17 protein-coding genes are annotated in these 16,535 nt (G+C 60.0%); 12 read left to right on the top strand and 5 right to left on the bottom strand.

Annotated elements, in window-relative coordinates; genetic code table 11:
* Positions 1 to 46 precede the first annotated feature (46 nt).
* The gene (locus tag P3R82_RS04875) at positions 47 to 1,939 is read left to right on the top strand and encodes a diguanylate cyclase (RefSeq protein ID WP_283193221.1); all 1,893 of its coding nucleotides are present in this window, start codon (positions 47 to 49) and stop codon (positions 1,937 to 1,939) included.
* A gap of 221 nt (positions 1,940 to 2,160) precedes the next feature.
* Here the strand turns inward: P3R82_RS04875 and P3R82_RS04870 are convergent, their stop codons facing one another.
* From P3R82_RS04870 to P3R82_RS04855, 4 genes are read right to left on the bottom strand one after another with little or no spacing between them, the layout of a single operon-like run.
* The gene (locus P3R82_RS04870; protein WP_183898536.1) at positions 2,161 to 2,400 is read right to left on the bottom strand and encodes a hypothetical protein; all 240 of its coding nucleotides are present in this window, start codon (positions 2,398 to 2,400) and stop codon (positions 2,161 to 2,163) included.
* A gap of 56 nt (positions 2,401 to 2,456) precedes the next feature.
* A complete protein-coding gene (locus P3R82_RS04865) occupies positions 2,457 to 2,804 on the bottom strand; it encodes a CAP-Gly domain protein (protein WP_112425150.1) in 348 nt (115 codons plus the stop codon).
* 16 nt (positions 2,805 to 2,820) lie between these two features.
* Positions 2,821 to 3,144, bottom strand: a complete 324-nt coding sequence (locus P3R82_RS04860) for a transcriptional regulator (RefSeq protein ID WP_283193220.1) — start codon at positions 3,142 to 3,144, stop codon at positions 2,821 to 2,823.
* A gap of 7 nt (positions 3,145 to 3,151) precedes the next feature.
* Complete coding sequence (locus P3R82_RS04855) at positions 3,152 to 3,337, bottom strand: hypothetical protein (protein ID WP_283193219.1); 186 nt, start codon at positions 3,335 to 3,337, stop codon at positions 3,152 to 3,154.
* A gap of 110 nt (positions 3,338 to 3,447) precedes the next feature.
* Here P3R82_RS04855 and P3R82_RS04850 point away from each other — a divergent pair, with 110 nt between their 5' ends.
* Entirely contained in the window at positions 3,448 to 4,155 is a 708-nt protein-coding gene (locus tag P3R82_RS04850) for a L,D-transpeptidase (RefSeq protein WP_349294033.1), read from the top strand.
* Positions 4,156 to 4,297: 142 nt separating this feature from the next.
* Here P3R82_RS04850 and P3R82_RS04845 read toward each other — a convergent pair whose 3' ends face one another.
* Positions 4,298 to 5,290, bottom strand: coding sequence for a LacI family DNA-binding transcriptional regulator (locus P3R82_RS04845; RefSeq protein WP_283193513.1), 993 nt, complete (start codon positions 5,288 to 5,290; stop codon positions 4,298 to 4,300).
* 211 nt (positions 5,291 to 5,501) lie between these two features.
* On the opposite strand from P3R82_RS04845, the gene P3R82_RS04840 reads away from it, so the two are divergent.
* From P3R82_RS04840 to P3R82_RS04795, 10 genes are all read left to right on the top strand, one after another.
* Entirely contained in the window at positions 5,502 to 6,290 is a 789-nt protein-coding gene (locus P3R82_RS04840; RefSeq protein ID WP_349294032.1) for a 6-phosphogluconolactonase, read from the top strand.
* Positions 6,283 to 7,062, top strand: coding sequence for a sugar isomerase domain-containing protein (locus P3R82_RS04835; RefSeq protein WP_283193217.1), 780 nt, complete (start codon positions 6,283 to 6,285; stop codon positions 7,060 to 7,062). Before P3R82_RS04840 ends, P3R82_RS04835 begins: the two co-directional genes overlap by 8 nt.
* Positions 7,062 to 8,204, top strand: coding sequence for an amidohydrolase family protein (locus P3R82_RS04830; protein ID WP_283193216.1), 1,143 nt, complete (start codon positions 7,062 to 7,064; stop codon positions 8,202 to 8,204). The genes P3R82_RS04835 and P3R82_RS04830 overlap by 1 nt, the downstream gene beginning before the upstream one ends.
* The gene (locus P3R82_RS04825) at positions 8,201 to 9,451 is read left to right on the top strand and encodes a neutral/alkaline non-lysosomal ceramidase N-terminal domain-containing protein (protein WP_283193215.1); all 1,251 of its coding nucleotides are present in this window, start codon (positions 8,201 to 8,203) and stop codon (positions 9,449 to 9,451) included. The genes P3R82_RS04830 and P3R82_RS04825 overlap by 4 nt, the downstream gene beginning before the upstream one ends.
* 106 nt (positions 9,452 to 9,557) lie before the next feature.
* Entirely contained in the window at positions 9,558 to 10,868 is a 1,311-nt protein-coding gene (locus P3R82_RS04820) for an extracellular solute-binding protein (RefSeq protein ID WP_183898530.1), read from the top strand.
* A gap of 121 nt (positions 10,869 to 10,989) precedes the next feature.
* On the top strand, positions 10,990 to 11,877 hold the full coding sequence (locus P3R82_RS04815) for a sugar ABC transporter permease (protein WP_283193214.1): 888 nt from the start codon (positions 10,990 to 10,992) through the stop codon (positions 11,875 to 11,877).
* Positions 11,874 to 12,767: a carbohydrate ABC transporter permease gene (locus tag P3R82_RS04810; protein ID WP_283193213.1), complete on the top strand. Its 894-nt coding sequence runs from the start codon at positions 11,874 to 11,876 to the stop codon at positions 12,765 to 12,767. Before P3R82_RS04815 ends, P3R82_RS04810 begins: the two co-directional genes overlap by 4 nt.
* A 5-nt stretch (positions 12,768 to 12,772) precedes the next feature.
* Positions 12,773 to 14,008, top strand: coding sequence for a hypothetical protein (locus P3R82_RS04805; RefSeq protein ID WP_283193212.1), 1,236 nt, complete (start codon positions 12,773 to 12,775; stop codon positions 14,006 to 14,008).
* A 4-nt stretch (positions 14,009 to 14,012) separates the two neighbouring features.
* Positions 14,013 to 15,086 (top strand): sn-glycerol-3-phosphate ABC transporter ATP-binding protein UgpC, encoded by a 1,074-nt coding sequence (gene ugpC / locus P3R82_RS04800; RefSeq protein WP_283193211.1) that lies wholly within the window; start codon positions 14,013 to 14,015, stop codon positions 15,084 to 15,086.
* Complete coding sequence (locus tag P3R82_RS04795) at positions 15,083 to 16,531, top strand: mannitol dehydrogenase family protein (RefSeq protein WP_283193210.1); 1,449 nt, start codon at positions 15,083 to 15,085, stop codon at positions 16,529 to 16,531. The genes ugpC and P3R82_RS04795 overlap by 4 nt, the downstream gene beginning before the upstream one ends.
* Positions 16,532 to 16,535: the final 4 nt, after the last annotated feature.

Raw genomic sequence — 16,535 nt, 5'->3', positions numbered from 1 at the left:
ATGTAGTTGCGTTTTCTGTTGTCCTGAGTTCCAGACTAGACCATCGATGAACGCAACTTGGCAGATACTGCTCGGAAACCTCGCCATCACCGCGCTGGCAATATCGCTGTGGTCGCACGCCTATTATCATACGCGAGCCCTGTCCGAGCGCCGGCGCAACCAGGCGTTCGGCATCGCCATGGGCCTCGGCGCAATCTGTTCGATGATGCTGGCGGTGCCGCTGGATCAAGGCGTTTTCGTCGATCTGCGCTATACGCTGGTGGCGGTTTCGGCCTTGTTTGGCGGCCCGTTCTCCGTGCTCTTGACGATCGTGATTGCCTCCGTGTTTCGCCTTTCCGAGGGTGGATCGGGTGCGCTCGATGGCGTGACCAGCATGTGCATCGTCGGCATGGTCGGGCTCTGCGGCTATCTGATCGTGAGAAAGCGCAAGGTCAGGCTGGCCGACGCGGCCATTCTAGGGATCGCGGTATCGGCCGCGCTGCTGGTGGTCATGTCCTTGCTGACGTCGCAGGCCAATGCGCGGGCGGTCGAGCTCGTCGGGTTCCCGATCACCGTCTTGAACTTCCTCAGCATCGTGATTGCCGCCTTCGTTCTCATACAGTTCGAAAGAATGGCGCATGACCGCGATATCCTGTCGGCGGCGCTGACACAGACGCCTGACTTTCACTACGTGAAGAACCGCGAAGGCAAATTCGTGATCGTCAACAAGAACGTTGCCGAACACCATCACTACCCCTCGCCGGCCGCGATGGTCGGCGCCTCCGACTTCCAGCTCGCCACGCAACGTCGCGCCGAGATGCTCTACGCCGAGGAGCAGGCCTTGATGGAGAGCGGGCGGTCGCAGCTGGACAAGATCGAATATCTGACCGAAAACGGCCAGGAGCGTTGCTATTCGACATCGAAGGTGCCGCTTCGCGACCGGACGGGCACTGTCATCGGGCTTGCGGGCGCGACGCGGGATGTGACCGAGGAAAGAAAGATCGAGCAGGAATTGCGCGAGAGCAAGGATCTGCTTTCACTTGCCATGGCCGGGATGTCGGATGGCTTCGCCATGTTCGACCGTGCCGGCACGCTGGTCTTCAGCAACACGCAATATGCCTCGCTCTTTCCGCTGTCGGGCGAGGTCCGCGTGCCGGGAACGAATATCAGGGACATCCTCAAGAAAGTCGTGGAATCGAACGAGCGGCGGGATTTTCGCCAGGATGTCACCGATGAATGGCTGTCGGAAGCATCCGCCGCGTTGTTTTTCGACAAGGATGAGCACATCGAACTCCATGACGGGCGTTGGCTCAGCCTGCGCACGCGCGTCGCCGACAACGGCATGGCGCTTGTCGCGGTGTCGGACATCACGACGATGAAGCAGGCCGAATTCGCGCTCAGAACGGTCGCCGAGCAGATGAAAAGCCTCGCCGAGACCGACGCCCTGACGGGCCTGCTCAACCGCCGGGCTTTCGACCATGCGATATCAGTCGCGGTCGAGCGAAGCCGCCTGGAGCGCCGGCCGATGGCGGTGCTGATGATCGACGTCGATCGCTTCAAGGCCTACAACGACACCTATGGCCACCCGGAAGGCGACGAGTGCCTGAAGGCGATCGCCGATTGCCTGCGCCGCACGATGAACCGCCCTCAGGACGTGCTGGCGCGGTTTGGCGGCGAGGAATTCGTGGTTCTGCTGCCCGACACCGATGAGACCAAGGCGCTGGCGCTGGCGGAGCAATTCCGCCAAACGTTGCTTGCGCGGGCGATCGCTCACGCCGGCAGCGAATATGGCGTGGTGACGGCCAGCATCGGCATCGCGGCCAAATCCAACTGGAAGCAGCCGATGCGGGCCTCGGAACTGGTGCTCGAGGCCGATCAGGGTCTCTACCAGGCGAAGCGCGACGGGCGCAACCAGGCAGTGCTCTGGAACCCGCAAAGGACCAGCAGGACGGCGCGATAGGCGTTGCGATGACGGCCGCGGCCTCGCCCGCATATCGCCCCGGCAAAGAAAAAGGCCGGGGCGAAACCGCACCGACCTTCCTCGACCCGTCTCGACAACAACTGCCAGTACCTCCGTGGTCAGCTGTCAGAGACGAATTATGTAAGTTGAGTGTAACGCAACTTCTGGGAAGTTCAAGCGCCATTTATGGGGTCGTTTCGGGCGCGATCTACCTATTTCGGTCAGCCTGAAACGATGGCGGACAACCGATCGAGATCGACGAGCTTTACTTCAAGCGGGACCGGATCAGTCTGGGCGGCACGAAACCACTCGGCCGCCTCGCGCACCCGGTCGCCGTGCGGCTTGGGATAGGCGCCGAGCCGGATGACCCATTCCCTGACCGTTTCGCGCTCCATGCGGCCCGCCAGATAGCGTGCATGAACGGTCTTTGCGGAGGCGACGAGATCGGAGACGCTGTTCAAGAATTGTCCTCAATTTGGCGGGTGGGTTCAACATCGCGCGGTTGCGCGTATCGAACTCAGACCTCTTCCTTCTTTTTGACCTTCACCTTCGGCTCCGCCGGCGCATCGGGCGTGGGCGCAAGCAGCTTGCGCAGCGATGAGATCTTGTCCTTGACCAGCGGACGAAAGCGCGTGGCGCGAAACGGCATGTCGGCGGCTCCATAGCCCTCTGGACCATCATCGTTGCCGCGATGCAGCTCCTCCAGCTTCACGCCGAAGAAGGTGCCGTCGATGTAGTGCGTGTATTCGCCGACCCAGCGCAGCGTGTAGATCTCGCCCTTGCGAATACCCTGATCGATGCTGACATGCTTGAACCTGTCGTCGATGCACACGACCTTCTGGCCGACATGAAAGTCGTAGCTCATCTCTCAAACCTCAACTTCAACCACCGGCACCGGGAGGTGCGTCGTTCTTCATGAATTCGGGATATTGAACAACTTCCGCCTCGACCGTGTCGAACGACCTGGTCGTCGGCCGCGTCAGCCGTACGCCCGGCCCGCCCGCGATAAGCTCTCCGTCGGCTTCGAAGATGATACCCGAAGCTTCGAGCGCCAGCCTGACAGCGTTCATTGCCGTGCCGGCGCCTTCGGCCCCATGCTCGATACGGTCGAGATCGGCCAAGGAGATACCGGCGGCATGGGCCAGTTCGGCTTGCTGGAGCCCGAGCATCGCGCGGGCGCCACGGATCTGTGCGGTTGTTATCATGATGATTTTATATAACCGTATCGATCTTTTTCTCAAGCTGAAGCGTCTGGTCGATGACGCGATCGTCGAGGTCGAAAATATTGTTCGCCACGGCAAATCCGACCATAGGAGCGGCGCTCAATGCCTCCGACGAGACCGGCCTTGCCGTTGGCGCCATCTCGGCGAAGATCATTGCCGAAGCAAATATCCGCATGGATGGCGCATTTGTGATCGATTAATCGTCTTTCTGCCCGTCAGCCGCCTTGAGGCTTAAGCAGCTAAAGCCATTATAAGGGAAGAAATTTCAGTAGAAGGGAAAGAGTTTTGGTCGGTAAGCTTGTGACAAGACGAATGGCGGTCTTTGGAGGCATCGGGTTTGGTATCTCGGTCCTTGGAGGCTGTTCAGCTACCGGCGATGTGCAGCCGGAGCCGGCGGCCATGCCTGTGAGGACGTCGTCACTGGACATTACCTATGGTCCGAGGCCGGATGAGCAATTCCCGCTGCCGGCCATTCCGTACCAAAAGGTCGCCTCGCGTTTTCACCGTCAGATCGTCCCGAATCCCACCAGCGAGCGTCCTGGTATCATAATCGTGGATACCGAAAATTACTTTCTGTACCTCACTCAGGAAAATGGGATGGCTCTGCGCTATGGGGTGGGTCTTGGCCGGCAAGGCTTTGAATGGCAAGGCCGAGGCAGAATTCAGTATAAGCGCCAATGGCCAAGATGGACGCCGCCTGATGAAATGGTCGCGCGTCAGCCGGAGCTTCAACCATACAGCATTGCGAATGGCGGAATGCCGCCCGGTCTGGATAACCCTCTTGGAGCCCGTGCGCTTTATATCTTTCAGGACGGCAAAGATACGCTGTACAGAATACACGGCTCGCCGGAATGGTGGACCATTGGCAAATCGGTTTCCTCCGGTTGCGTGCGGATGATCAATCAAGACGTGGTCGACCTGTATAATCGGGTGCCTGATGGGACGCCGATCCTAGTCACGCGTATTGCAAAAGATGGCGTTGCAACGCTTTAGGTCGATCGACAGAGGCGCCGCTGCCGATAGGCGGCCTTGCCGATTCTGGAGTTCCGACAAGATCGAGATCCTGCGAGAAAAGCCGCTTTTAAGGGGCGGCTTTCATGGCTATGAACGAATTTTTCGGGCGTGACGCCGGATATCATGTCATTGCTCCGGTTGTGCTGCGAACGACAAGATGGGTCTCGAGCACATACCTCACATCGCGGATCGCGCCTGATTGCAGAAGATCAAGGAGCAGCGAAACCGCAACTCGACCCGCTTCTCGCGAACGGTTTGAGACCGAGGTCAACGCGGGATAGGTGACCGCGCCCAACACGTCGTCGCAGCCGATGAGGCTGAAGTCACCCGGCACGGAAACACGCCTCTCTGCGAGGCCGGCCAGAACCCCTTGCGCTGTCACATCATCGAAGGCGACCGCGGCTGTCGCACCCGTGGACAGGATCGCGTCGACCGCATTGCGGCCGGAATTGTAGCTGGGCAAGCTCGCGGCCACGATTTCCACGGCGATGCCTGCCGAAGCGGCCGCGGTGCGTATCGCGTTTCGCCGCTGCTTGTTTGACCACGACGTCTGTGGGCCGCTGACATAGACGATCTTGCGATGGCCGAGCTTTGCCAGGTGCTCGACCGCGCCCCGCACGCCGGAGCCACTGTCGATGAGAACACGCGGAATTCCATCGATGTCGCGATTGATCAGCACGAGCGGCAGTTGTGCTGCATGGGCCCGGATGCGTTCGTCGGAAAGCCGTGAGGAGGCAAGGACCAATCCCTCGACTTGTCCGGCGAAACGGCCGACAAGCTTGTCTTCCTGTTTTGGGCTTTCTTCCGTATTGCCGAGAAAGATACAGAAGTCCGATCGATCCGCCTCCATCTGTGCCGCCTGGATCAATGGCGGGAAGAACGGGTTGGCGATGTCTGGCACGATCAGGCCTACATTGCCGTGGCGACCGGTGCTGAGGGCGCGGGCAGTGTGGTTGGGTACGTAACCAAGAGCCTCGGCCGCCTTCATGATGCGATCGACGGTCTCCGGCAAAAGCATATCCGGCTTCGTGAAAGCGCGCGATACGCTCGAACGCGCCACGCCGGCTGCATCGGCAACCTGGCTAATGGTAACGCCCTTGGCCCGTTTTATCATGATGCGCAGAAACCCTCGTGCTCCGGCTTCGATTACCACCAAGTCCGGTGCCTTATCAATCGATGCATCACAGTGGCACACGGGTGCTTGACATGCAACCGGTTGCATGAAACTCTTCTGACGATCGGAACAGGGAATGAGACATGACGCGAGAGTGCATAATGCCTTTCGTGCCGACATTCGCTCCGCGCCCAGATATGGAGACCCATTGATGCCCGCCACTCTTGCCCGGCACCCACTGCCCAAAATCCGTCGAACCTTCGACCGGCTGGCGGTCCAGAGTTTCAGTTCGCGCGCCGACATGGGCACTGCCGCCGCGGCCGAGATAGCGGCGGCACTTGGCGATTGTCTCTCCAGGCAATCCAGCGTGCGGATGGTCTTTGCGGCTGCGCCAAGCCAGGCCGACATGCTCGCGGCACTCGCTGCCACGCCGGGGCTTGACTGGCACCGGGTAACGGCATTCCATATGGATGAATACATCGGCCTTGATCCAGCATCGCCGGCCCGTTTCGCCAACTGGCTCGATGCTCACATGTTTACGCGGCTCCCTTTTGCTGCCGTACATCACATGAGACCCGAGCCGAGCGCCGAGGCGGAAGCTGTCCGCTATGCGGCACTGATGAACGAAGCGCCGATCGATCTTGTCTGCCTTGGGATTGGGGTGAACGGCCATATCGCTTTCAACGATCCGCCGGTCGCCGATTTCAACGATCCGCATGATGTCAAGGTCGTCGAGCTCGATGATGTCTGCCGCCAGCAGCAGGTGGATGATGATTGCTTCCCCGATCTTGCATCGGTTCCCACTCAAGCGATTACGCTCACGGTGCCCCGTCTGATGCGCGCTGGACGCCTTTTCTGTGTGGTGCCGGGGGCGATCAAGCGCGATGCCGTGTCGAAGGCTCTTCACGGCCCGATCAGCACCCAATGCCCGGCCAGCATCCTGCGCCATCACGAGGCCGCCACCCTCTATATCGACGGAGACTCCGACCCCGATGCGTGAGAAAGGTCCAATCGATACCAATGCACTTTGCGAGGCCTATCTTGCCTCGACGCACGGACTGATGCGCCGGATCCTCGATGAGGAAACGGTGCCGCTCGAACGTGCCGCGGAGAAACTTGCAGAGCAGATTGCCGCCGACCGTCTGGTCTATATCTATGGTCCTGGCGGCCATTCGAACCTGGCGTCCCAGGAGGTCTTTTTCCGCGCCGGCGGCCTCATGCATATCAGCGCCATTCTCGACGAAGGTACGCTGCTTTCCAATGGCGCCTTGCGTTCCATGGCAATCGAGCGAACGCCCGGCTACGGGAGGATCGTCATCGAGAACCAGGGCTTGAAGGAAACGGATATCCTGATCCTGGTAAACGCCTACGGGATCAACGCTGCCGTCATTGATGCAGCGATAGAAGCGCGCCGTTGCGGCGTCTTCCTTATTGGTGTCAGCTCGCGCCAGCATGCCGAGCATACCGCGCCCGACCATCCGGCGCGTCATCCCACCAAACAGAACCTGCACGACGTCGTCGATATCGCGATAGACTGCAAGGTGCCAATTGGCGACGCTGTCGTCTCGATAGAAGGCATGGGAGAAAATATCGCCGCGATCTCCACCTTCGCCAATGCCTTCAGCCTGAACTGCCTGGTGGTCCGCACCGTCGCCAAGCTTGTCGAGCGTGGGATTGAACCACCCGTGTGGCGCAGCGGCAATGCACCGGGTGGCGATGAGGCGAACGGCCGGTTTATCGCCAACTTCCGCGGACGGGTGAAGGCACTCTGATGACGATCGTCGACGGCATCGATCCTGCAACCGGCAAAGGCATCTCGATCGAGATCGCCGACGGCGTGATTGCCGCCATACGGTCAGCCGACGGCAAGAACGCCAGCTATATCTCCGCGGGCCTGATCGACCTGCAGGTCAACGGCTTTCGCGGCCTCGATCTCAATTCCGGCAAGCTAACGTCGAATACCTTGCTGTCGCTCTGCGAGGAGTTGCTAAGCGTTGGCGTCACCAGCTGGCTGCCGACATTGATTACCGCTTCCGAAAGCTCGCTCCTGTCGGCTCTGGAGACGATCGCCAACAGTCGATGCGACCACAGGCTGATCGAGGAAATGGTGGCGGGCCTGCATATCGAAGGGCCATCGATTTCCGGTGAGGATGGTCCGCGGGGCGCGCATCCGCTTGCCCATGTTCGAGCGCCTTCGATCGCCGAATTCGAACGCTGGCAGAAGGTCTCGGGCGGCCTCGTCAAGATGGTGACACTGGCGCCGGAACATGACGGCACCCTTGACTATATCCGTTTCCTGAGTGCGCATGGCGTTGTCGTCGCGCTTGGCCACACCGCCGCGACGCCGGCGGAAATTCACAGCGCGGCTGAAGCTGGCGCGACGGTGTCCACGCATCTCGGCAACGGCGCCTCCGCGATGCTGGCGCGTCATCCCAATTTCATCTGGGCGCAGCTTGCCGACGATCGCCTGACCGCAACGCTGATTGCCGATGGTTGGCATCTTCCCGCCGATGCATTCAAGGCGATGTTGCGCGCCAAGGGCATCGAGCGAACCATTCTCGTCTCCGATATGGTCGCGCTTGCCGGCATGCCAGCCGGGCTTTACGAGCAGGCCGTGGGAGGCAGTGTCGAGGTCTCCTCGGAAGGGCGTATCAGCATTGCCGGCACGCCATATCTTGCCGGTGCGAGCCTGCCGCTTTGCGCCAATGTTGCGATCGCGACCGCCATGGCGGAAATACCGCTCGCCGTCGCCCTTCGGCTCGCCACCGAAAATCCAGGTCGCTTGCTCGGCGGGCGCGGACGACTGGAAGTAGGCGCGCGCGCCGATCTTGTCCGTTTTGACTGGGCTGAAGGTGCGCACGCCCTGGAGATCCGCGAAACCTGGGTGCGTGGCGAAAAGAGGTTTCAGCGATGATCCAAGCGGGGGCCGCAATTGTCGACATCACGCCGACGCCTGGTCTGGCAATGTCCGGTTTCGCCGCACGGAACCTCCCCGCCGAAGGCGTGCACGATGCCTTGAGCGTGCGTGCCGTCGTGGTCGGAGAGACCGCCATCGTCGTTGCGGATGTCATCGGCATCGATGCTGCGATGAGCGCTCGCGTCCGGTCGCGCTGTGTGCTTCCGGCCGACAATGTCGTCGTCGCGGCGCTTCACACGCATGGCGGCCCGGTATCCATGGTGGGTCGCCTTGGCATGGTCGCCGACCCTGCCTATCTCGAGCGGCTGGAAGACGCCTGTGTTGCCGCGATCGACAAGGCCGCAGCCCTGCGTCAGCCCGCAAACCTGACAGCGGGGCAGGGTAACGACCCCGGGATCGCGCGAAACAGGCGCCATCCCGGCGGACCCGTGGACGCATCCTTGCCTGTGCTGCGCATTCGCGACGAGGACGGCCAGATGATCGCGGTCGTGACAGCCTATGCCTGCCATCCGGTCGTTCTGGCAGCCGACAATCGCCTATGGACGGCCGACTATCCCTGCTATCTTCGCAAGGCACTTGAAGCGGCGTATCCCGGCGCCATCGCGCTTTTCATGACAGGATGTGCTGGGGACGCCAATACCGGCCACTCCGCTTATGCTTCGCTGGTGCTTTCGGCAAACCCGGAGCGTACGTTCGCGACCGCCGAGCGCATCGGCCGGCATGTGGCAAGGACGGCTCTCGACGCGGCCGAGCATGCCATCAGCGGCCAGGCGAGAGCCCGAAACGCAGATGTCGCGCTTGGCTTTCATCGCAGGGAAGTCGAGCACCCGGACACGCTCGAAGACCATTGGCGCCACGAAGCGCTCACCGCCGATCCCGCGCGTCAGAGCCTGCTCGGTTATTGGGCCAGATGGGCAAGAGATATCGCCCCCACCCAGCCGACACCTCTGATGGCCCGGGTAACGATGCTCGATTGGTGTGGCGTGCCGATCATCGCGCTCCCTGGAGAGATATTTGCCGAAACGGCGCTGACTATCCGTAGCGCGGTCGATGATGGCAAACCTGCTTTCGTCATCTGCTTCGCGGACGACAATCCTGGCTACATCCCGCCAACAAGCGAATTTCCGTTTGGTGGTTACGAGGTGGATGAGGCGCATCGGTATTACGGCTTGCCAATGTCGTTCGCACCTGGGGCAGCGGAAGCGCTTGCTTCCTCGGCTATCGGACTTCTGACCGCCCTCTGAAGGAGAACGGCGCGATGCAAACGCGCAGCCTCGGACGTCATCCGGCGCTTGACACGCAACCGGTTGCATGAGAGTTTTTTGTGAACAACAACAAGGGAACAGGCAAATGAAAAACACATCAGCGAAGACTGGAATTTCAACGAGGGCATTGCTTGGCGGTGCGGCCTTCGCCGCGATGCTTGCCTCCAGCGTGACCATGGCTTCCGCCGATACGCTGACGATCTGGAGCGGCTATCCGGAAATGGCGCCATTCTATCAGCATGTCGCGGATGGGATGAAAGCCAGCCATCCCGATCTCGATGTAAAAGTCGAGGCGATCGCGCTTCGCGAACATGAAAAGCGCGTGGCGCTCGGCCTCACGGGCGGAGGTCAGGAAGGCGCGACCGTCATTGAGCTTTCGGGGTCGACTGCAACCCGTTATCTGGAAAACGATCTGCTTCCCGAAGCGCCCGAGGACATGTCCGCCTTCGTCAAGGACGCGAAGAATTTCGATCCATTCTTCTCCGATATTGCCAGCTACAACGGCAAGATCTACGGCGTTCCACTGTTTCGCGGACAAGGCTCGCTCTTCTACAACACCGACATGTTCGAGGCCGCCGGCCTGAAGGCCCCGCCGAAGACCACGGAAGAATACAACGAATATGCCAAGAAGTTGACCCAGCGCGATAGCTCCGGCAAGCCGACGGTATCCGGCTGGAGCCTGCGTCTGTCCGGCGGGGGGCAGGGTATAGCGGAAAAGTTCTGGACCAATATGCATCAGTTCGGTGGCGCAATTCTCGTTCCGGCCGGCGACGGAAAATGGAAGACGAATTTCGCCAACGAGGCCGGCCGCAACGCCTTGAAGCAATATTTGCAGCTTATCTTTACGGACAATACGGTAACGCCGGAGATGCCTGCCGATGCCGACGCCTTCGAGCGCGGCCAGACCGCCATGTTTATCCGCGAATCCTGGGTTATCGGTGATATCGCCAAGAAAGCGCCGAACCTGAAATATGCGACTGCCCCGTTGCCAACCGGCTCCATCGCACTGCCGACCAACCTTTATGTCGTTGGTGAAGGGGATGGCGCCAAGCTCGGCTGGGAGTTTGCAAAGGCTGCCAACTCGCCGGAAAACCTTGTCTGGCTGCTGCAGAATGTTGGTTGGCTGCCGAACCGTGCCGGCGTCGATTATTCGTCGGTGACATCGAAACAGCCAGCCTTTGCCGCTTTCGTCGACTACCCGCAAGGCTACAAATTCTTCACGCTGCCGTCGATCGCACCGATCGAAGAGATCCTGACACGTGTCGCGGCCCAGCTTACCGTCGCCTTCGCGGATCCCTCGCTTGCGACCGATGACGCCAAAATCGATGCCTTCCTGAAGAAGGCCAGCGATGAAGTCGATACCATCCTCGATCGCGAAGGCCTGCTCGCGAAATAGTGCCGGCTATCTCCTAAATCCGATGTGCCTGGGGCGATACTGTTATGGTCGCCCCGGGCATTCTCCAGGGATAAGGGCTCGCCCCAGGGCGGATGAACCCATACGTCTACAGGTCAAACGCATGCTGAAGCGCAAAAGGTTTCTCTTTGCGATCCTCGCAATCCTGCCGACACTGGCGATCTTCGCCTATGTAAGGCTCTATCCGATCATTGATACGTTGAGGCTCAGCCTCTTTCAATGGAACATCCTGTCGAAGAACAAGCCTTTCGTCGGCCTCGCGAATTTTCGGGAGTTGATGGGCGATCAACTGTTCCTGGATGCACTTGTCAACACGACGATCATCGCGTTCGGCGTGCTCTTCTTGACGATTCCGATGGCGCTCGTCATTGCCGCGTTGATCTATCACAGGACGCGATCAAGAATGGCCGGTTTCTACGAGACCGCCGTTTTCATTCCACACGTCGTGTCGCTGGTGCCGGCCGCGATGGCCTGGAAATGGATTTTTGACGCTCGCCTCGGTCCGCTGAACGCGCTTCTGACCTTCTTTGGAATTCCCGCTCAGAACTGGTTGTTCGATCCGGTGCTGTCGGTGATCTGCATCATCATTCTCTGCTCCTGGCAGGCGCTGGGTTATGCGGTGCTAATCTATCTCGTCGGTTTCAAGAACCTTCCTGTCTCGCTTTACGAAGCCGCCAAGCTCGACGGTGCCTCTGGCCCGCAGAGCTTCTGGCACCTGTCGATCCCGATGCTCAAGCCGATCACCCTCTATGTGTCCGTCGTCACACTGGTTTCGGGCTTCAACGTCTATGCGCAGGCCTTCGTTCTGGCATCGGATTCGCAAGGCGCTCCCGGACGTCAGGTTCGTGTCCTCGTTCTCGACATGCTGGAAAACAGCTTCCGCAATTACCGCGTCGGCTATGCGGCGTCCGAAGCCGTCGTGCTTTTGGTCATCGTGCTCGGCTTGACGCTCATACAGTTTTCCATGCTGCGGGAAAGGGGGAAGGCATGAATCGTCACTATGCAGGTCCCAGCGACCGCACCGTCGAAGAAGTCGCGGAGGGCGCCAGCCTGCGCCGCAAGAAGCGGCTGACCAATCTCGCGATCGATATCTTTCTGCTGATCACTTCGATCTTCATGCTTCTACCGCTCGTCTTTCTGGTGGCGAATGCCTTCAAGACGCCGGCCGAGATGCTCGCCTGGCCGCCGACGATCATTCCGCGCGATCCGACGATCGCCAATTTCTCCGCCGTGTTGGGAGATACGCCTCTCCTGCGCTGGATCGGCAATAGCCTTGCTTTCGCGGTGCTGTCGACCATTGCCATCGTCGCCACCTCGGCGATTGCCGGCTATGTCTTCGGAAAATTCCGCTTCGGCACGATGAATGTGCTGTTCGCGCTGTTCCTCGCGACCGCGATCGTGCCGTTCGAAGTCTACATGATCCCGCTTTACTTCCAGGCAAAAAGTCTCGGAATCCTCAACTCCGTCTGGGGCCTGTTGCTTGGCTATCTGGTCATGAGTTTCGGCATTTTCCTGATCCGTCAGAATGTCATCCACACCATTCCCGATGAGTTGCTGGAAGCCGCCCGCATCGATGGGGCAGGTGAGTTCTGGATATTCCTGCATATCGTGCTGCCGCTATTGCGCGGTGCGCTTGGCGCATTGGCCGTCCTTGCCTTCTTCCAGGCCTGGACGGCCTTCGCCTGGCCGATCATCGTCGCCACGACGCGCTCCAGCTATACGATCGAGGTGGGCCTGGCGTTGTTCCAGACTGGTTTTACGGTCGATCTTGGTCGACTTAGCGCCGCCTCCGCCACCGTGCTCATTCCTTCAATTCTGCTGTTCGTCATCCTGCGTCGCAATTTCGTGCAGGGCGTCGCCAGCACGGGCATGAAGGAATGACGGAGATGACGTTTTTCGAAGAGGCCCGCCGCACCTATGTCGCGGCGAATGCCGCCACGCTTTACTGGATGCTGCAGCGGCCGATGCTTGGCGGTGGATTTCTAAATACCAAGCAGAACAGCCTGACATTGGCCGACTATGGCTCCGACGACGGCATTCGCGGACCGGATTACACCTATGGCTGGATCCAGGGCAGGGGGCTCGAAGCACTCGTTGCCCATGCGGAGTTCTTCGAAGAGGAGTTGCCGCCGCTCGCCGAAAAGCTGGATGCGGCCGGCCGTCGCCTCTACGACCTGCTGGCCGAGTTGCAGAAGGCGGATGGCCACGCCTATTTCTGCTACGACAAGCACATGAACGCCGTTTATGCCGATCAGCAAAATCGCCTTCATGCGCAGGAAAAGCCGGCGCTGATCTATTCCTATTCGGACGCTTTCGTCGCCAAGGGGTTGGTTTCGGCGGCGAGCCGCTACGGGTTGTCAGGCCTCGCCGATCATCTGGCCTATTTCGATCGCGTTGTCGCGTCGGTCGAGGCCGGCCGCTTCCAGATGGATGAGCGGCGTCCATTGTCGCAGCAGTGCCTTGGTGAACAGGCGGACGACATCGGGCCTCGCATGATCCTGCTCGGCGCTGCCGGAATGTTGAAGCGTTTCGGGCATACCGCGCATACCGCCTATGCCGATCGGTTCATTACCCATGTCATCGACAGGCATTTCGATACCCCTTCCGCTCTGCTGCGCAATGTACCGGGCGAGGACGCCTGCAATGTCGGTCATGGTATCGAGTTCGTCGGCTTCGCGCTGGATTATCTCGACGACGATGCCGATCCGACACTGATCGAGACGCTGGAGCGCATTCTTGTCGCATCGTTTGACAAGGGGTTCATTGGGCCGGGTCTGACACTGACAATTTCGATTGCAAGTGGTGAGGCACAGGGCCGCTATTGTCCCTGGTGGTCGCTGCCGGAAACGATCCGTTCCGCAGCGCTTGTCCACGGCAGGACCGGCAACCCGCAGAGCCTGCGGGTATGGAAGGCCGCGCATGCCGCCTTTTTCGAACGCTACTGGCGCGGGACGCCACCGATTGCCTATCAGACGATGGCAAAGGGCGAAGAGGGAGATGTCCCCGTGGACTTCGTTCCAGCCACGCCCGATCTCGACCCCGGATATCACACCGGCCTCAGCCTGCTTGCGGCCATTCATGCCGCGGATCGCTTGGCGCCGACCCCTCGAATTTCAGGATAAAATCATGGCTTCCGTTGAAATCCAGAATGTCCGCAAGGCTTATGGCGACTTCGAAACTATCAAGGGCGTTTCGGTCGAAGTTCCGGATGGCGCCTTCGTCGTGCTTGTCGGCCCGTCCGGTTGCGGCAAGTCCACGCTGCTGCGAATGATCGCCGGGCTTGAGGAGATTACCGGTGGCGCGATCCGTATCGATGGCCGCGTCATCAATGATGTTGAGCCGAAGAACCGCGATATCGCCATGGTCTTCCAGAACTACGCGCTCTATCCGCATATGACGATCGCGGAAAATATGGGCTTCTCGCTGCGTCTGGCCAAGAAATCGAAGGAAGAGATCGCCCAGCGCGTCGGCGACGCCGCCCGTATTCTTGGCCTGTCGGAATATCTGGAGCGTTATCCCAAGCAGCTTTCCGGCGGCCAGCGCCAGCGCGTCGCCATGGGCCGCGCCATCGTCCGCAACCCGAAAGTGTTCCTGTTCGACGAGCCGCTGTCCAACCTCGATGCCAAGCTGCGTGTGCAAATGCGCGCTGAATTGAAGGACATTCACGCCCGTATCAAGACGACGACGGTTTATGTCACCCATGACCAGATCGAGGCGATGACGATGGCTGATCGGATAGTGGTGATGAAGGACGGACTGGTCGAGCAGATCGGTGCGCCGCTCGATCTCTACGACCGTCCCGTGAATACGTTTGTTGCTAGCTTTATCGGTTCGCCGTCGATGAATTTCCTGACCGGAACGGTCGCCGAGGATGGCAGGGCGGTGATGACGGAAAACGGCATAAGGTTGCCACTCGCATCAGTGTCCGGCGCGGCACCCGGCATGGCGGTGACCTATGGTATCCGTCCCGAGCACCTGACGATCGCGGCAGCAAGCGGCGAGGTTATCCCGATGCTTGTCTCCAATATCGAGCCGACCGGCTCGGAGACTTTCGTGCAGGGCACTGTCGACGGTCAAAAGATGTCTGCCCAGTTGCGCGAGCGGATTTTTATCAAGACGGGTGAAGTGTTGAACCTGTCGCTGTCACCGGCGAATGCGCATCTCTTTGATGTGGGAAGCGGCAAGCGGGTCGAGGGATGAGCGCGCCTCTCTCAGACGCGACGCTCGGGAGCATCGACCCACGCGTCGAGCAGCCGGGCTACGATCGCTCCATCGTTACCCCTGGCATCGTGCACCTGGGAATCGGCGCCTTTCATCGTGCCCATCAAGCCGCGTTTACCGATGATTGTCTATGGGATGGCGAGAGTCATTGGGGAATTATAGGTGTCTCGCTGCGCAGCCGCGACACCCGCGATGCGTTGAAAAAGCAGGATTGCCTTTACACGCTCGCGATACGGGACGGCGATCGCCAGCAATTGCGCGTCATTGGCTCTGTCTGCGATATTCTCGTGGTTCCCGAGAATCCGGCCCTTGTGCTGGAGGTGATGTCGTCGCCGGATATTCGTATCGTCAGCCTCACGGTGACCGAAAAGGCCTATTTCCGCAATGCCGCCGGCGATCTCGATTTCGGCCATCGAGATATTCTTGCCGATCTCGCCGATCCGCGACGACCGCGCACGATTTTCGGCTTGATCGTCGGTGCCATCGAACAACGGCGGTTGCGGCGCATAAAGCCATTTACGGTGATGAGCTGCGACAACCTCGCTGCCAATGGCCGCACCTTGCATCGACTGCTTGTCCAGTTTGCGACGAGGCGGTCGGAGGAGCTGGCGGACTTTATCCGCGACCACGTTTCCTGCCCCTCGACCATGGTGGACAGGATCGTTCCGGCAACGACCGCACTGGATCGTTCCGAAGTTGGGGCTTTGCTTGGCGCCGAAGACGCGTGGCCGGTGGCCTGCGAACCCTTTTCCCAATGGGTGATCGAAGATGATTTTCCATCGGGGCGGCCATCCTGGGAACATCACGGCGCAACTTTCGTCAACGATGTCGAACCATTTGAGCTCATGAAGTTGCGCTTGCTGAACGGTGCTCATTGCGCCATCGCCTATCTCGGGCAATTGCTGCGCCACGAAACCGTTGCTGACTCATTTTCCGATCCTCGCGTTGCCCGGTTCGTCCGCGCACTCTGGCGTGAACTGATACCGACCTTGCAGCAGGGCGCGGGCTTGAAGCCAGCCGCCTACGTTGAGGATCTGGCCCTGCGGTTCGGCAATAGCGCGCTGAAGCATCGCACCGCGCAGATCGCCAATGATGGCTCGCAAAAGCTACCGCAACGGATCGTGGCGGCCGCAATGGAGCGCCTGGATCGCGGCGAACCGGTCGATCACCTGGCATTCGTCGTTGCGGCCTGGATCGCCGCGCTGCTCTCCCGTCAGCCCGATACATTCACCGATGCTCTCGATCCGCAGTTTGTGCATCTTGATCCGTCGTCGAACATAGTCGAACAGATATTCACGATAGCAGGCTTCGCCTCCGGTGACCCGCACCGCATCCCATTCGCAAAACAAGTGGCCACGCAGCTTGCCCGCATCGACGAAAGTGGTGTTGCGGCGGCTCTCGGCGCATTGAACGGAAAGGCATGAGAAT

This window comes from Rhizobium sp. AN80A, from assembly GCF_030053015.1.
Taxonomy (GTDB): Bacteria; Pseudomonadota; Alphaproteobacteria; order Rhizobiales; family Rhizobiaceae; genus Rhizobium; species Rhizobium metallidurans.
This window is presented reverse-complemented; position numbering and strand designations above follow the sequence as displayed.

What these genes read in the sequence shown, in the direction of transcription:
- P3R82_RS04865 (WP_112425150.1), bottom strand. Translation starts at nt 2,804, where the DNA reads ATGAGCTACGACTTTCATGTCGGCCAGAAGGTCGTGTGCATCGACGAC.
- P3R82_RS04810 (WP_283193213.1), top strand. Translation starts at nt 11,874, where the DNA reads ATGAATCGTCACTATGCAGGTCCCAGCGACCGCACCGTCGAAGAAGTC.
- P3R82_RS04835 (WP_283193217.1), top strand. Translation starts at nt 6,283, where the DNA reads ATGCGTGAGAAAGGTCCAATCGATACCAATGCACTTTGCGAGGCCTAT.
- P3R82_RS04845 (WP_283193513.1), bottom strand. Translation starts at nt 5,290, where the DNA reads ATGATAAAACGGGCCAAGGGCGTTACCATTAGCCAGGTTGCCGATGCA.
- P3R82_RS04805 (WP_283193212.1), top strand. Translation starts at nt 12,773, where the DNA reads ATGACGTTTTTCGAAGAGGCCCGCCGCACCTATGTCGCGGCGAATGCC.
- P3R82_RS04815 (WP_283193214.1), top strand. Translation starts at nt 10,990, where the DNA reads ATGCTGAAGCGCAAAAGGTTTCTCTTTGCGATCCTCGCAATCCTGCCG.
- P3R82_RS04820 (WP_183898530.1), top strand. Translation starts at nt 9,558, where the DNA reads ATGAAAAACACATCAGCGAAGACTGGAATTTCAACGAGGGCATTGCTT.
- ugpC (WP_283193211.1), top strand. Translation starts at nt 14,013, where the DNA reads ATGGCTTCCGTTGAAATCCAGAATGTCCGCAAGGCTTATGGCGACTTC.
- P3R82_RS04875 (WP_283193221.1), top strand. Translation starts at nt 47, where the DNA reads ATGAACGCAACTTGGCAGATACTGCTCGGAAACCTCGCCATCACCGCG.
- P3R82_RS04860 (WP_283193220.1), bottom strand. Translation starts at nt 3,144, where the DNA reads ATGATAACAACCGCACAGATCCGTGGCGCCCGCGCGATGCTCGGGCTC.
- P3R82_RS04840 (WP_349294032.1), top strand. Translation starts at nt 5,502, where the DNA reads ATGCCCGCCACTCTTGCCCGGCACCCACTGCCCAAAATCCGTCGAACC.
- P3R82_RS04825 (WP_283193215.1), top strand. Translation starts at nt 8,201, where the DNA reads ATGATCCAAGCGGGGGCCGCAATTGTCGACATCACGCCGACGCCTGGT.
- P3R82_RS04855 (WP_283193219.1), bottom strand. Translation starts at nt 3,337, where the DNA reads ATGCGGATATTTGCTTCGGCAATGATCTTCGCCGAGATGGCGCCAACG.
- P3R82_RS04830 (WP_283193216.1), top strand. Translation starts at nt 7,062, where the DNA reads ATGACGATCGTCGACGGCATCGATCCTGCAACCGGCAAAGGCATCTCG.
- P3R82_RS04795 (WP_283193210.1), top strand. Translation starts at nt 15,083, where the DNA reads ATGAGCGCGCCTCTCTCAGACGCGACGCTCGGGAGCATCGACCCACGC.